Below are 15,614 nucleotides of genomic sequence, written 5' to 3'. Positions count from 1 at the left end.
ATGTAAGCGCCAGGTGCGCGACCTACGCCACAAGGGCACCCGCCAGGTGGGGGATTTCTGTAAGGAACGCAGCATCGAGGCCCTTTTTTTGTCGGCAACCCAGACGGCGTGCGCCGCCACCGCTGCGGCCGTCCCCACAACCAGCGCCTGAGCCAGCGGGAGTACGGCCAAGGACATCGATGACCTGCAACAGAAGTCCGAACAAGACCGTATCATGCCTTGTGGGTCGCATGGCCCATGCGTCACCGGGGATGAGCGTGGTACATCCCGCCGGCATAGCCACCCGCAGGGGTGGTGTCCTGTATGCGGCCACCGTCACAAGCCCAAGGGCGGAACTGGCGGTGCCAGGCCCGTGGCTTTGAAGGCCACCGGGGTATTGTCGGCGCGGTGAATAGGCACCCGCGGGCGTTTGGTCAAGTGGTGCCGTTTCCGAAGCGCATCACGTATCACCGTCCAGGACCTTTGCGGTCTTGGCGGTGTAGTCGCCTGGACATAGGCCTTCCGCAGGTCAATGGCGGACGCTGTCTGGCTGAATCGCGAAATCCAGCGCCGCAACGAGCCCACCTGTTGCGGGTCCCTTCCGGGGACGGTCCACAAACCGCGAGTCCTGGCAAGAAGCTTACCCGTTTTAACGGGTTGAGAGTGTCACGCGGAATGACTTGTGATCTGCAGGGGGCTTGGCGGCATGGCCTCCTCGTCCGCGAGCGCCAAGGCCCCGCGGATCACGCGGTACACCCACCAGATGCTCACAAGGATGAGCACGGTGTAGCCGAGCAGCGCAAAGAAGACGAACAGGCCGGCACCGGCCCACAGAAGGCCCCACCAGAAGGTCCGTATCATCCAGCGGTGATGGCTCCCGTAACAGCTTCCGCTGCGATCGCGCCGCCAATAATTGAGACCCAGGGCCAGGATGCTCGGCGCCAGCATGCCGAAAAACCCGACAACATAGAGGGCATAGGCGACCACCACCAGTTCGCGTTCGCGATTCCCATCGAATGGCCGGACGTCCACCAAGACCTCCTCTCAAGCGCAGTGCAGGAGCCCCACGCGAATGCCGGTCAGAACATACTGGACCGCAAGGGCCGTCAACAACACGCCCAGTAAGCGGGTCACCACATTGGCCCCGGTCTCGCCCATCAAGGCCAGTATGCGCGCGGCCGACAACAGTACCGCAAGCGTGATGGCTAATACCAGCGCCAGTATACCAAGGAGCAGCCCGATCGCGATAAAGCGGCCATGGGCGGCCGAAAGCATGAGCAGAAGGCTTGTGAGCGCCCCGGGACCGGCAAGCAGCGGGATGGCGAGCGGAAATACCGAGATGTCATTGCGCCCCCGCGCCTCCTCGGTTTCGCGCCGCGTCGTCGAACGCAGCCCGGAGTGACGCGCAAAGACCATGTCGATCGCAAGCAAAAACAACAGGATGCCGCCCGCGATCCGGAAGGCCGCGAGCCCTATCCCCAAGACCCGCAACACCGCAAAACCGCTCACGGCAAAAAATAGCAGCACCAAGGCGGCTATCAGCACGCCCTTCACCGCCATCCGTTGGCGATATTCGTAGCTCGCGCCCGCCGTCAGCGCCCCGAAGAGCGGCACCAGGCCAATAGGGTCGATAACGACAAAGAACGTGAGAAAGATGTCATACGCCTTCATGACAGCGGCCATCGCGCCAGGACATCGTATATCCCCGGCGGCTCGCGCCGCGACCGGCACAGGACATAGTCGGCCACCGCCCACCGCACCGGCTCGGCTGGCGGCGGGGACCATCGCGGGTCCCTCGCGCCTAGGCGCGCGAGCGTGACATGCGGGCGGTAGCGGTGCGCCGGCACCTGGCCCGTAGCCACGGCCACCACCCGCTGCAGGCGCTCCGCAAGTCTGAGCAGCGGCGGCGGCGGGTGCGAAGGCGCAAGCGCCGCGATGTCACCTGCCCCAAGCCAGGCCATCTCATCCAAGACACACACGAACGCCTCCTCCGACACGCCTGCAGCCCCCGCCTCCAGGACGCACCGGACATCGGCCTCGACGGCGCCCACGAATGCGAGCGTCATGTGGTAGCCGTCGGCCGCCACCGGCCTGCCTGCGGACTCGGCGGCTTGTGCCGCGAGCCGGGCGCGCACGTCCCGGCCGGGCCACAAGGCAAAGAACAACCGCTCGCGCCTAGAAGAAGACCCGCAACCCGCCCTCATAGTCGGCAATCACTGTATCGCTCTGGGGCTCCATGATAACAAGATTACCAGACTCCTGTGGCGCACTCTGCCCATACGAGAAACGCGTGTAGCGGACCGCGGCATACAGCCCGAGCCAGCGCGACAGCCGCAAGTCCAAGGATGCCCCCGCCTTGACAAGTGGGGCCGTGCCAAGACCCTGTGAAAAGCCAAGCGCCGCGACCGCGATCGCCGGATTCAAGGTCTGTCCGGCCGCCGCGTACACGCTACCTATCAGGTGCCGCGTGAACGCCACCTGGATGAGTGCGCCCAGCGCCACATAATCGTGGTGATAGTCCTCCTCGTAGGCGTACCTCGTCCCGACCCCGATCAATCGCTGCCAGGCGTGGTGTCCGTACTCGATAAACGGCACGGCCATCACCGCCCCGTCGGGAAACGCCGCGCCCAGACGAATCCCATAGTCAGATATGATGGCGCCCGACACGCCGTTTGAGATCGCCGTCCCGTTTTGGGCATACCCTTGATAGCGCACGTTCCCACTCGCCCTATCATAGGCCAGACGCGCATACATTCGGTCGCCGAGAAAAAGCCCCGTTAAGCTCGCATGAAGGCCGTTTATAAAACCGCTTTCGCGGTCGAAATAACGGGACGGCGGGGCATTGGTGCATACAGCGAGCGCGCAGGTATCACTCGGCTCCACATAAAGCAGGTCCGTCAGACGATAGGCCGCCGACACATTGTCGTCGATGTTCCAGACTGCCCGTTCGTGCGCGCACACGGTCCCTCGCAGGACACTCGCGGTCAGCGCTGCCAGCAACAGTTTCTTCAAGAACCGGACCTCGGGGCAGGGATGCCCCATGAGAGACACGCAACGGCTAGGGCGCGGAATACGTCAGCAAACGATCCGGAAGATGCTCCATGGTTATGCGCCCAGAGCCCGCCAAAATGACACACCTTTCTATAACGTTCTGAAGCTCCCGAACGTTACCCGGCCAATTGTAACGGGCGATACGCGACTTTACCTCATCGTCCATCGCCGGAATCGACGAAAGGCCGTTGCGGGCCGCCGCCTGCGCCAAGAAACGTTCTGCCAGAAACGGGACGTCCTCCGGTCGCGAGCGCAGCGGCGGCATGAAGACCTCGGCCACGTTGAGCCTGTAGTACAGATCCTCCCGGAATCCCTCTCCGGCAACCAGATGGCGGAGGTCGCGATTGGTCGCGGCGATGATGCGCGTGTCGACGGCGCGGGTCTTCAGCTCGCCGACCCGCTCAAATACCTTGTCTTGCAAAAACCGCAAAAGCTTCGCCTGCCCCTCGGCCGACAATTCGCTCACTTCGTCCAAAAACAATGTGCCCCCGTCGGCGGACTCGAGTCGCCCGACCTTGTCCTTCACAGCCCCCGTGAATGCCTCCTTGCAGTGCCCGAAGAGCTCGCTTTCGAGAAGCGTAGGAGAGAGGCTTGCGCAATTGACCTCGACAAACGGGCCCTGCCTACGGGCGCTTGCGGCATGGATGCGGCGGGCAATCATGCTTTTCCCCGTACCGCTCTCGCCCAATACGAGCACCGTCGCCTCGCTGTGGGCGAAGCGCTCGGCCATGGACAAGGTCCGCCGCAAGGCCTCCGAGCGCGTCATGAGGTCCTGCTCACCCAGGGCCATGCGCAGGTTGTGGTTGTCGGCCTCAAGGCCCTGAATGTGGATGTTACGGCTCAGCAACTGCTCGATCTCGGCCGGCGCGAACGGCTTTACGATGAAATCGGCGGCGCCGAGCTTGATGGCCTCCACGGCCTTCTCGACAGTGGCATAAGCCGTCATGATGATGACCGGCAACGACGGGTAGTCGCTCTTTATGGCCGCCAAAAGCTCGATGCCGCCCGCGCCCTCCATCTTCAGGTCCGACAGAACGATATCGGCACGAAACTCCTTTAGAGTCGTCAGCGCCGCCTTCACGGACGCCACGTCGCGCACGCGATACCCACGCCGCTCGAGAAATATCCCAAGCGTCAAACGGATCTTGCGGTCATCGTCGACGATAAGGACGGAGGCCATGACTCAAGGTCTCGCGGGAAGTGGCACAACCGGCTGCAAAGGCAGGTCGCCAGTGGTCATACGTCGGGGCAGTGTGATCCGAAACTGCGTTCCTTCGTTCACTCTCGAGGTAACGGTGATGCGTCCACCATGCGCCTCGACCATTTCCCGTACAATGGCAAGCCCCATGCCCGCCGAACCGTGGCGATCGGCGGCCCCTTGCGTGAACCAGTCGAAGATATGCGGCAACTCCTCGGGCGGTATGCCGCGACCGGTATCGGCAACCTCTACCAGGATCTCCTCCTCGTTGGGCGTGGACACCGACACCGCGATCTGCCCGTGTAGGGGCGTATGCCGCAGGGCATTGGACAGCAGATTGTTGAAGACCCACCCAAGCTTCACTGGATCCGCGTTCACAGCCACATCCGGCAGACATTTTACGACCAGATCCACATCCTGGAGATCCGCCTGGAGACGAAAAGAGTGCGCCTGGCGCCGCAGGAATTCGCAGAGTTCCAGGGGCTTTAGCTCTATGCTCGTGCGAATGGCATCGGGGCGCGACACGTCCAGGAGATCCTCCACAAGCATCGTCAGCCGACCCACCTCCTCCTTGCCGACTTCGAGCAGCTGACGGACCTGATGCGGGTAGCCATCCTGCTGCGCCGTCTCGTAGAGCGTTCCGATACTAAGACTCAAGCTCGTAAGCGGGGTTTTCAATTCGTGCGAAAGCGTTGCCAGAAGCTGTGTCCTCTGGTGCTCGGCATGACGCAATTCGGTAACGTCTTGTAATACCACGATGAGCCCGATGATGCTGCGGCCCTTGTCGCGGAACGGGACGGTCTTCAGGATATAGGAGTGGAGGCGGCCACGTATGGTCAAGGAAAACTCGTTACGGCTGTACTGCGGCTCGTCCTGGTCTTCGCGGCGCAGCGACACCAGCGCGTTGCGCAGATTCATGTAAAAGCGCGTGGCGATGTTCAGGTCATTGATATTGCGTCCAAGCAGCTCTCCCGGTTCGGTCTGCAGCAGCATCCCCGCCATGAAGTTTACATGCAGGATCTTGTCCTGCCGATCCAAAAGCACGAGACCGTCGTCTATGGAGTTTATGAGGGCGTCGATCTTGGCGTTCTCGTAGACCAGCCTGTCGGTATTCCCACGCTCATGCTTGTCCAGGCGCCGCAAAAGCCCGTTGAATTCCCGGGTCAGATCATCGAACTCCGAAAGCCCATAGCGCTCGAGCTCGCGGTGGGTACCAGACGGGTTCAGATCGTGGATACCACGAGCCAGCTGGCGCATGGGTCGCAAGATGAGCCGCACCATCCATACCGACAGGATCAGGATCACGAGCAGCGAGGCGCCAAGTCCCAGGGAGGCGAAGATCGTCAGGTCCTTGATGGCAACGATCGCATGGTGTTCGCGCGCGGCTATGGCGGTGCGACCCACGATCCTCAGGTCCTGCAGGGCATTATCGAGCGAACGCAGGCGAGCAGTATCAGGGGCATGACGGAAGGCCTTCCAGGCGGCCTCGACCTGCGCCCGCTCGGCCGCCACATGCAGCCCGCGACTGTCGTCCTTGAAGCCCTGCCAGGCGGCCACGAAGTGTGTGGCGATGCGCGCGCGGCTGCGGGTGTGCGTGGCAAGGCGGTAGGCCTGCGCGGCCTCGCGCATCTTGCTCATGGCCGCGGCCGAATGGGCGTTGGTGCGAAGAATCGCCTGCGTGATCTCGCCCAGGCCACTGATGCGACTGACCAGCAGCGCACCCAGAACCCCGAGCAATAACACGACAGCGGAAATGGCGATTATGAGGCGATTACTGAGTGATCGTAGCATGGCTTATCCTAGTTACGCGCTGACGCGTCGCGCTCGCTGGTGTCAACGATTTGCACATCGACACCCTCCGTATGGTTCAGAAACTCGAGCGTGAGCCACTTGAATATGCGCAGGCGCCAGCCCACATGCCGATTTTTGCCAAAGATCGCCATGGTGATACCGTGTTCGTCGACGAAACCCACCAGAGCATCTAGCACGCTATGCGCCTCGAGAACCTGGAATCGCGCCCCAAGCTCCTCGGCCAGCCGCTCAAGTTTCAGGAACTCCTTGCGCACCGGGCTCAAGGCCTTCCCGGGCGCAAGCTCAGGGCGGACGACGGTGACTGCGAACCAATCGGCATTCAAGCGGCCGGCGACCCTTGCGCCCCGGCGCAGCAGGGCCACATTCGCGGCGTGATCAGGCCCGAGACAGACGACCACGCGCTCCGGGCGGCGCAAGGGCCCCGCTTCGCGCAGCAATCGCTGCTCCTCGGTCTGATACTCGACCTTGCTCGCCACCTCGCGCAGCGCCATCTCGCGCATGGCCGCCAGATTCTCGGGTGTGAAAAACCCGCGTAGCGCGCTTTCGACCTTCTCCGTGGGATAAATCTTCCCGCGCCGCAGCCGCTCTCTGTGATCCTCGACCGACAGATCGATATTGATGATCTCGCTTGCGATGGCCAGCACCCGGTCCGGTACGGTCTCGCGTACCTTCACTCCGGTCAACCGTTCGACATAGGGATTCAGGCTTTCGATGTGCTGGATGTTGACGGCGGAGATGACGTTGATGCCGGCCTTCAGGATGTCCTCGACATCCTGATAGCGCTTGGGGTGCTCGGTGCCCGGGATGTTCGAGTGGGCGAGCTCATCGATCACGACGATCTGCGGGCGCCGCTCGAGGATCGCCGGCAGGTTCATCTCTTCGAATAACCGGTCTTGGTAACGGATCTGCCGCAGCGGGACCTTTTCGAGATCGCCCACGAGCGCCGCGGTCTCGGCACGACCGTGCGTCTCGATATAACCGAGCACGACATCGACGCCTTCACCGCGCAATCTCTGGGCCTCGAGCAACATCTGATAGGTCTTTCCGACCCCGGCCGCCGAGCCGATATAGATCTTGAGGCGCCCGGCCGGGCGCTCCTTCAGGGTACTCAGGATATCCTCTTGCGCAGAGGACATCATATACTCCGTGGTTCGTTCATAATGTCCGCCGGGATCGCCGGTCGAAGCCCTTGCGGGCCCTAGGGCCCCATCCTAGCATGGCGGGCTCGGGCGATGATGCGCTTTAGCCCCAGATTCAAGGACAGGACATCGACGCGCGCCTGCCCAAAGAGCCCAAGCCATGGGCCGCGTATATGGCGGGCCACGAGACGGCGCACCACCGCACGCGGCAAGTCGCGATCACGCGCCACCCATGAGGCCTGCAAATAGGCGTTGGCGGGGGTGATATCCGGGTCGAGGCCGGACCCCGAGCTCGTGATCATGTCGGCCGGCAATCGTCGGCCGGCGAGACGCGGATGGCGGGCCACGAGCCGCGCGCGCCGCGCCGCGAGATGACGCGCGAGCCTCACACTCGAAGGGCCGAGGTTTGAGCCTCCCGACGAACGCGGGTCCATATGTACCGCCGAGGGCCGGCCATGAAACCAACCGCTCCCCGTAAACCGCTGCTCGATGAGGCGCGAACCCACCACCTGACCCTTGACGCGCACCAGACTGCCATTGGCAGGCCCCGGAAACGCGAGCTGGTTGATGCCCACCTCAAGCAATGGATAGCCAAGCCCGAATAGCACCCAACTCAGCAAGGTCAGGCGTAGGGCGGTCCCGAACGTACGTGACACGGCGCCTCCTTATGGCTAACGCAGGAACGGGCTCAACAGAAGATCGATGACCTTTATGCCGATGAACGGCACAATGAGGCCCCCGAGCCCGTAGAGCAACACATTGCGCGCCAGCATATGATTGGCGGTGGTCGGCTGAAAACGCACGCCGCGCAGCGCCAGCGGGATGAGAATCGGGATGATGATGGCGTTGAAGATGAGCGCCGACAGGACCGCGCTTTCAGGGGTGGCGAGATGCATGATGTTGAGCGCCGAGACCCCCGGCAACGCCAGCATGAACATGGCCGGCAACATTGCGAAATACTTGGCGACGTCATTGGCGATCGAAAACGTCGTGAGCGCGCCGCGCGTGATCAAAAGCTGCTTGCCAATCGCCACGACATCGATCAGCTTGGTGGGGTCGGAATCGAGGTCGATCATGTTGGCCGCCTCCTTTGCCGGCACCGTCCCCGAATGCATGGCAAGCCCCACGTCCGCCTGAGCGAGCGCCGGCGCATCATTCGTGCCGTCCCCGGTCATGGCCACGAGCCGCCCCCGCGCCTGCTCGGACCGGATCACCCGGATCTTATCCTCGGGCTTGGCCTCGGCCACGAAATCGTCGACCCCGGCCTGCTCGGCGATGACGCGTGCAGTGATCGGGTTGTCGCCGGTGACCATGACGGTCTTTATGCCAAGGCTGCGCATGTGGGCGAACCGCTCGCGCATGCCCGGCTTCAAGACATCCGACAGGCCGATCACGCCGACGAGCTCGCCGTCGATGGCAAGCGCCAGGGGCGTCGCGCCCTTGCGCGCCACCAGCTCGGCGGCACCCTTTAGCTCCGCAGGCGCGGTGGTCTTGAATCCCTCCTGGACATAGCGCGCCACCGCCGCCACCGCGCCCTTGCGTGCCTTGCGGCCATCCGGCAAATCGGTCCCGCTCATCCGCGTCTCGGCAGTAAACTCCACGCCCTGCCCCCGCTCCCAAACGGGATCGTGCTTGACCCCGCGTGCCACGGCCAGCGCCACAATGGAGCGCCCCTCGGGGGTGGTGTCGTACCAGGAGGCGGCGAGCGCGATTGCCGCGACATCGCTCTCGCTATAACCAGGCAGGGGCACGAACTCGGTAGCCTGGCGATTGCCCATGGTGATCGTGCCGGTCTTGTCGAGGATCAGGGTCTGCACATCACCCGCGGCCTCCACCGCGCGCCCGGACATCGCCAACACGTTGAAGCGCGTTGCGCGATCAATGCCGGCGATGCCGATCGCAGACAGCAGCGCCCCGATAGTGGTCGGCATCAATGCCACCAGCAAAGCAATCAGGGTGGCGACGTCGAGATCGATATGGAGAAACGCGGCAAGCGGCTTTAATGTCGCCACTACCACCAGAAAGATGAGACTCAGCACGGCAAGCAGCACTGTAAGCGCGATCTCATTGGGCGTCTTCTGGCGCCGAGCACCCTCCACGAGATGGATCATGCGATCGAGGAAGGTGTGACCGGGGTCGGCCGACACGCGAAAGACCAGCCAGTCGGACAGGATGCGCGTGCCGCCGGTCACCGTCGAGAACATGTCGGTCCCCGGCTCCTTCAACACCGGCGCGGACTCGCCGGTGATCGCCGACTCGTCGACCGATGCGATGCCCTCGAGAATCTCGCCGTCTGTGGGAATGATCTCCCCGCGCTCGACACGCACGCGGTCGCCCTTGCGCAGGGCGCCGGCCATGATCACCTCGAAGGTGTCGTCATCAACTATGCGTCGCGCCGTCACGTCGGTCTTCGTCTGACGCAGGCTGTCGGCCTGTGCCTTGCCACGGCCTTCGGCCAGCGCCTCCGCGAAGTTGGCGAACCAGACCGTGAAGAACAGGATGGCGGTCACAAAACCATTATAAGCAGCCGTCACATCGGTCTTGCCAAAAAGCCCCGGATCAAAGGTCAAGGCCAGGGTCACGAACATCGACAACCACACGATGAACATGACCGGATTCCGGACCTGCACGGCCGGGTGGAATTTCCGGAAGGAATCGACGATTGCCTGGGCGACGAGTTCGCGCGCGCCCTTGCGGCGTATCCCGGTATGGCCGGGCGCGCCGGCCGCAGCCTCGCTCATCGTCCCACCCCGGACATCGTATGGTGGGCGTAGAGCGCGAAATACTCGGCGATCGGCCCGAGCACGAGGCCTGGGAAGAAGGTGAGCGCCCCCACCACGATGATCGTGGCGAACCAGAATCCGCCGAATAGCGCGGTGTCGGTCTTCAGAGTCCCTATGGTCTCCTGCACGGGCGGCTTGGCCGCTAACGACCCGCCGATCGCGAGCATAAAGATGATCGAGGCATAGCGCCCAAAGAGGATCACAAGACCGAGCGAGACATTATACCAAGGGGTATTACCATTCAGGCCCGCGAACGCCGACCCGTTGTTGGCAGCCGCCGAGGTAAAGGCGTAAAGGACTTCCGACAGACCGTGCGATCCGCTGTTGCCAAGCGAGCTTACCCCGTAGGGGGCGGCCAGCGACCATGCGGTCGGGATCAGAATGATGAGCGGATGCACCAAAAGCGCGAGCGACGCCAGCACGATCTCGCGCTTCTCGATCTTCTTGCCAAGAAACTCCGGGGTCCTGCCGACCATGAGGCCGGCAATGAACACCGCGAACAGCCCATACATGAGGAAATTGAGCACCCCGACACCCTTGCCGCCGAATACGCAGTTCAACATCATCTGCACGAGCGAGACCATGCCGCCGAGGGGTGTGTAGCTATCGAGCATGGAGTTCACGGTCCCTGTCGTAAACGCGGTACTGACGGTGTCGAAGATCGCGCTCTGGGTGATGCCAAAGCGCACCTCCTTGCCCACCATGTTGCCGCCCATCTGGCCACCGCCGGCATGCTGCATGAGGCCGGCGTGGGCCAGAAGCGGCGTGCCGCGCTGCTCGGCGATCACCGCCACGAATACTGCTACCACCAGCATGGACGCCATGACGCTATACATGACACGCGCGAGCTTCGGGTTACCGACCATGCGTCCGAAGGTGATGACGAGCGCCATCGGCGTCACCATCATGAGCAGGGTCTCGATGATATTCGACAAGGGTGTCGGATTCTCGAAGGGGTGCGCGGAATTGGCATTGAAGAACCCACCGCCGTTGGTACCAAGGTGCTTTATGACCTCGAGATCGGCCACCGGCCCCATCGGGATGTGCTGCGTGCCCCCCTGGATGAGGTGCGCCGTGACCATGCCGGTGAGCGTCTCCGGCGACCCTGTCCATACCAGGATCGGGGTGATGAAAAGGCAAGGCAGAAGGAAGACGCGCGTCAGCACGCGTACGAAATCCCGGTAGAAATTGCCGAGGTTGCGGCCCTTGTCGCGGGCCGGCCCAAGCGCCCGGAAGAATGCGATGGCCACCACGAGGCCGGTGGCCGCCGAGGTAAACATCGGGAAGGTGATGGCCGCCATCTGACTAAAGAGCGACAGCGTCGACTCCCCGCCATAGTTCTGCCAGTTGGTGTTGGTAATGAAACTGGCGGCGGTATTGAACGCCAGAAACGGGTTGACGTCGGGGAAATGCAGGGGATTCCACGGCAGATGCCCCTGCCATGACAGGATCCCGTAGATCAGAAGCCCCATCAGGAGATTGGTGAGCAGCATGCTGGTCGCGTAGCCCTTCCAATCCATCGCCTGATCGACGACGTCTCGGCCTATGAGGCGATAGATCAGACGATCGACAGGGTCCAGTACCGGGTCGAGCAGGGTCTTTTGGTCCTGAAAGACGCGCGCGAGATAGTGACCGAAGGGCACGCTGATAGCGCCTGCCACCACGAGTTCGAGGACGATCTGCCAGAAGGCCGCGGGACTCATCCCTCAGAACCGTTCCGGATACAGGATCGCATACACCAGGTAGGCCGCCACCACGACGATGAGCGCCAGCAGCACATCCATCATCGGTTGCCCCCTTCACGGGTCCGGATGACGGATTCGGAAAACCGGACAAGACCCCAAAGGAGCCCGTAAACGGCCACGAACAGTCCCCCCATAATCCAAAACAACGTCGCAACCTCCCGTTCCCGTCCCGAGAACCCGACTGGGCCCAGGCCTAGACCGCCGCAACGGACCCGCATGCCCTTGAGGGACGGCGTTCGGGGCCCGATAAACGGCAAAATCTACCACGAACCCGCGAACCGTCCTAGGGGCTAGCCCTGCGGCCCGCCATTCCCCCCGTGAAGCCCTAACGCCCGGAACACCCGGTGGCGGCGCCGGAGTCCCCGTATGGGGGCCTCTGTGCCGCCTGCTGGGTATAGGCCTGCAGACAGATATGCCGTCGGTTTATCCATGATGCACAATCCGGCCGTTGACAGGACCGCGAGGCAACGGCGTGGACATAAGGCCTTGTGCCAAAACCTGCGTCAGCGGCGGGGGCACGGCGGGCCATGGAAATCCTTGAGAAACCCCGCAGAGAGGGCGCATGTCTCAGGCCATGCCGGATCCCGGTTGATCGGGCCATGGGGGCATTGCCGTCCCCCAGCTCACGGGACCTGGTCATTCAGGACACCAGGTCCGTGACGGTCGGGGCATCCTCGGTACGCGATAACAGGGCACCGCTGGTCAAGGACCAGTCGCACCCACGCCCAGGGCGGCCCCACAAAACACCCGCAAGCCATGGGCCCCGATTGTCACGCCCCACCATGGCGGGCGCTATGGCCTGCACCCCGATCTACGGCCTGCGTCCTCGCGCACAAGCCCCTTACGGCACGGCCCCCGTGCGAACGCTGCGCCCTCATAGCCCCTTTGGGCAGCCCGCGCCGGTCCATACACCCTTCGCAGACCCCAAGGCAGTAAGGCGCGCCAACCGCGCTGCTGGATGATGACGCAGTGGTACTCGTCGCAGGCCGTGAGATCCCTGTCACACCGAAGCGTGAACGTATCTATTGGTATGGAAGCCCTAGGTACGAACGGCACGCACAACCGGGTCTATCTTGAGGCCCGGCGCGCACGAACCCATAGGCACCCCCGATCATCTGGATCCACCCTCCTCTCACACGGATCCGATGCGAACTGGCATTACCTCTCTGCGAACCGATATGGACCTAACGACACGCCCGATCTTACCCCCTCGCGCTGGCGCTCAACCGCGGATGTGACCGCCGCGCATCTTCCATAAGGCGAGATTGAGCTTCACCACGTTGACTACGGGCTCGCCCAGGAAACCGAGCGCACGGGGCGTGGTGTAGCGTTTGATAAGCGCATCCAGCCGCGCCTTGGGGATCTTGGTGACCTGCGCCACGCGCGCCACCTGATAGCGGGCGGCGGCGATGCTGATGTCAGGATCGAGCCCCGAGGCCGATGAGGTCACAAGATCGATCGGTACCGGCCCCCGCTCCTGGGGGTCGGCCTTGCGTAATGCCGCCACGCGCGCCGCCACGTGCGTGCGGAGCACGGGGTTGTCCGGACCCAGGTTGGATGCGCTCGAGGCCTCGGCATCGTAGGGCACCGGGGAGGTCGCCGACGGACGGCTCCAGAACAGGCCAGGGCTCCGGAAGTATTGTCCGATGAGCGCCGATCCCACGACCCGGCCCTGGACACGTATCAACGATCCATTGGCCTGGCGCGGAAACAGCGCCTGACCAAGACCGGTCATGGCGAGCGGATACATAAGCCCGGTCACGACCGCGAGAACCAGAAACAATACGACCGCCGCCCGCATGTCGCGTGCCGTCATCACCCCTCCTATATCCATGTCAAGACCATATCGATGAGCTTTATGCCCACAAACGGCGCAATGATCCCGCCGACCCCGTATATCCAGATATTGCGCCGCAGCAGGTCCTTAGCCGCCGCTGCCCGGTAACGGACGCCGCGCAAGGCAAGCGGTATCAGAAGCGGGATGATCACGGCGTTGAAGATCACCGCCGCCAGGATCGCGTGCCTGGGGGAACTGAGATGCATGATGTTCAGTGCCCCAAGCGCCGGATAGGTGCTCACAAAGGCCGCCGGGATGATCGCGAAATACTTGGCGATATCATTGGCGACACTGAAGGTCGTGAGTGACCCGCGAGTGATCAAAAGCTGCTTGCCGATCCCGACGATCTCCAAAAGCTTGGTCGGGTTGGAGTCGAGATCCACCATGTTCGCGGCCTCGCGCGCCGCCTGCGTGCCGCTTGCCATGCACAACGCGACGTCCGCCTGGGCAAGTGCCGGCGCATCGTTCGTCCCGTCGCCCGTCATAGCCACCATGTGCCCTTCCTTGTGGTACTCCTGGATGCGCGCGAGCTTGGCCTCGGGCTTGGCCTCGGCGATGAAATCGTCGACCCCGGCCTCGGTGGCGATGGCGCGCGCGGTGAGCGGGTTGTCGCCGGTCACCATGACCGTGCGGATACCCATGGTGCGCAGCGCCGCGAACCGCTCGCGGATCCGGCTTTTGACGATATCCTTGAGCTCGACTACCCCCAAGGCCTCGCGGTCTTCGCACACGACCAGCGGTGTGGCCCCACCCGAGGCCACCTTATCGACCATGCGGTCGAGGCCCTCCGGCCAAGTCCCGCCCTCTTTGGCCACCCATTGGCGCATGGCGTCCGGCGCCCCCTTGCGGATCCGTCGCCCCGAGACATCGACACCGCTCATGCGCGTGTCGGCGCTAAACGGCACCAGAACCCCGTCCTCGGTATCGCCCGAGGCCACCGTCTCCTTGGGAAAGCGCGTGCCGGCGAGCGTGACGATGCTCTTGCCCTCGGGGGTGGCGTCGGCGAGCGACGCGCGGCGGGCGCACATGGCAAGACGGGCCTCGGTGACCCCGGCCACGGCGTGGAATGCCGCCGCCTGGCGGTTGCCGTAGGTGATCGTCCCGGTCTTGTCGAGAAACAAGACATCGACGTCGCCCGCGGCCTCGATGGCGCGGCCGGAGGTCGCAACCACGTTGGCGCGCAAAAGACGCATGATGCCCGCGATGCCGATCGCCGGTAGCAATGCCCCTATGGTCGTCGGGATGAGGCATACGAGCAGGGCCACCAGCACCGTGATGCCGACCACATGGCCGGCGTGCGCTGCATAATGGACGCTGTACCACGAAAACGGGAACAGCGTGATGGTCACGACCAGAAACACGAGCGTCAACACCACAAGCAGGATGCTAAGCGCGATCTCGTTTGGGGTCTTGCGACGCGAGGCGCCCTCCACCATCTTGATCATGCGATCGAGGAAGGTCTCGCCCGGCTGTGCGGTGATGCGCACCACAAGCCAGTCCGACAACACCTTGGTGCCGCCGGTCACGGCACTACGGTCCCCGGCAGCCTCGCGGATCACGGGCGCGCTCTCACCTGTGATCGCGCTCTCGTCGACCGAGGCGATGCCCACGACCGCCTCGCCGTCCGAAGGGATGATGTCGCCGGCCTGCACGAGGACATGATCGCCTGTGCGCAGGGCCATGCCCGTCACCTTCTCGAACGGGCTGTCGGGGCGGGGCTCCTTCAGGCGCTTGGCCTCGACCTCCTGGCGCGCCTGCCGGAGGCTCGCAGCCTGCGCCTTGCCTTGGCCCTCGGCCAACGACTCGGAGAAGCTTGCAAACAGCAAGGTCAGCCACAGCCAGGCGTCGACTACCCCGGTGAAGGTGGCGAGCGCCGGTTTATGGATGATGAGGTCGCGCACAAAGAGCGCCAGCACCAGCCACGATCCGACATAGACAACAAACATGACGGGGTTACGCAGCTGATGGCGGAGGTTTAGCTTGCGGAAACTATCGGTCAGGGCCTCTCGCGCCAGGCGATCCCAGGCGAAGGTCCGAGCTGCGGTAGCCGCTTTCGCGTTCATACTGTCT

General features: G+C 63.4%; 13 protein-coding genes. All 13 read right to left on the bottom strand.

Going from position 1 to position 15,614, the window contains the following annotated elements; translation table 11 throughout:
* Positions 1–645: 645 nt before the first annotated feature.
* Positions 646–1,011, bottom strand: coding sequence for a DUF4870 family protein (locus C4900_RS03540; RefSeq protein ID WP_147267113.1), 366 nt, complete (start codon positions 1,009–1,011; stop codon positions 646–648).
* 12 nt (positions 1,012–1,023) lie between these two features.
* Entirely contained in the window at positions 1,024–1,650 is a 627-nt protein-coding gene (locus C4900_RS03535; protein WP_065971792.1) for a MarC family protein, read from the bottom strand.
* Positions 1,647–2,144, bottom strand: a complete 498-nt coding sequence (locus C4900_RS03530) for a 2'-5' RNA ligase family protein (protein WP_170132396.1) — start codon at positions 2,142–2,144, stop codon at positions 1,647–1,649. Before C4900_RS03530 ends, C4900_RS03535 begins: the two co-directional genes overlap by 4 nt.
* A 10-nt stretch (positions 2,145–2,154) precedes the next feature.
* On the bottom strand, positions 2,155–2,991 hold the full coding sequence (locus C4900_RS03525; protein WP_141689375.1) for a hypothetical protein: 837 nt from the start codon (positions 2,989–2,991) through the stop codon (positions 2,155–2,157).
* A gap of 46 nt (positions 2,992–3,037) precedes the next feature.
* Positions 3,038–4,210, bottom strand: coding sequence for a sigma-54-dependent transcriptional regulator (locus tag C4900_RS03520; RefSeq protein WP_114282328.1), 1,173 nt, complete (start codon positions 4,208–4,210; stop codon positions 3,038–3,040).
* Between the two features lie 3 nt (positions 4,211–4,213).
* Positions 4,214–6,019 (bottom strand): ATP-binding protein, encoded by a 1,806-nt coding sequence (locus tag C4900_RS03515; RefSeq protein WP_114282327.1) that lies wholly within the window; start codon positions 6,017–6,019, stop codon positions 4,214–4,216.
* 8 nt (positions 6,020–6,027) lie between these two features.
* Positions 6,028–7,179 carry a hypothetical protein gene (locus tag C4900_RS03510; protein ID WP_083996184.1) on the bottom strand — a complete coding sequence of 384 codons (1,152 nt, stop codon included), beginning with the start codon at positions 7,177–7,179 and terminating at the stop codon, positions 6,028–6,030.
* Between the two features lie 59 nt (positions 7,180–7,238).
* Entirely contained in the window at positions 7,239–7,835 is a 597-nt protein-coding gene (kdpC, locus tag C4900_RS03505; RefSeq protein WP_114282326.1) for a potassium-transporting ATPase subunit KdpC, read from the bottom strand.
* A gap of 15 nt (positions 7,836–7,850) precedes the next feature.
* Positions 7,851–9,920: a potassium-transporting ATPase subunit KdpB gene (kdpB, locus tag C4900_RS03500; RefSeq protein ID WP_083996186.1), complete on the bottom strand. Its 2,070-nt coding sequence runs from the start codon at positions 9,918–9,920 to the stop codon at positions 7,851–7,853.
* Positions 9,917–11,665, bottom strand: coding sequence for a potassium-transporting ATPase subunit KdpA (gene kdpA / locus C4900_RS03495; protein ID WP_065971777.1), 1,749 nt, complete (start codon positions 11,663–11,665; stop codon positions 9,917–9,919). Before kdpA ends, kdpB (C4900_RS03500) begins: the two co-directional genes overlap by 4 nt.
* 3 nt (positions 11,666–11,668) lie before the next feature.
* Complete coding sequence (gene kdpF, locus C4900_RS17125) at positions 11,669–11,746, bottom strand: K(+)-transporting ATPase subunit F (protein WP_411675220.1); 78 nt, start codon at positions 11,744–11,746, stop codon at positions 11,669–11,671.
* Positions 11,747–12,929: 1,183 nt separating this feature from the next.
* Positions 12,930–13,523 (bottom strand): potassium-transporting ATPase subunit KdpC, encoded by a 594-nt coding sequence (gene kdpC / locus C4900_RS03485; protein WP_065971794.1) that lies wholly within the window; start codon positions 13,521–13,523, stop codon positions 12,930–12,932.
* A gap of 8 nt (positions 13,524–13,531) precedes the next feature.
* A complete protein-coding gene (kdpB, locus tag C4900_RS03480) occupies positions 13,532–15,607 on the bottom strand; it encodes a potassium-transporting ATPase subunit KdpB (protein WP_065971779.1) in 2,076 nt (691 codons plus the stop codon).
* Between the last annotated feature and the right edge of the window lie 7 nt (positions 15,608–15,614).

Origin of the sequence: Acidiferrobacter thiooxydans (assembly GCF_003333315.1) — a bacterium.
GTDB lineage: Bacteria > Pseudomonadota > Gammaproteobacteria > Acidiferrobacterales > Acidiferrobacteraceae > Acidiferrobacter > Acidiferrobacter thiooxydans.
This window is presented reverse-complemented; position numbering and strand designations above follow the sequence as displayed.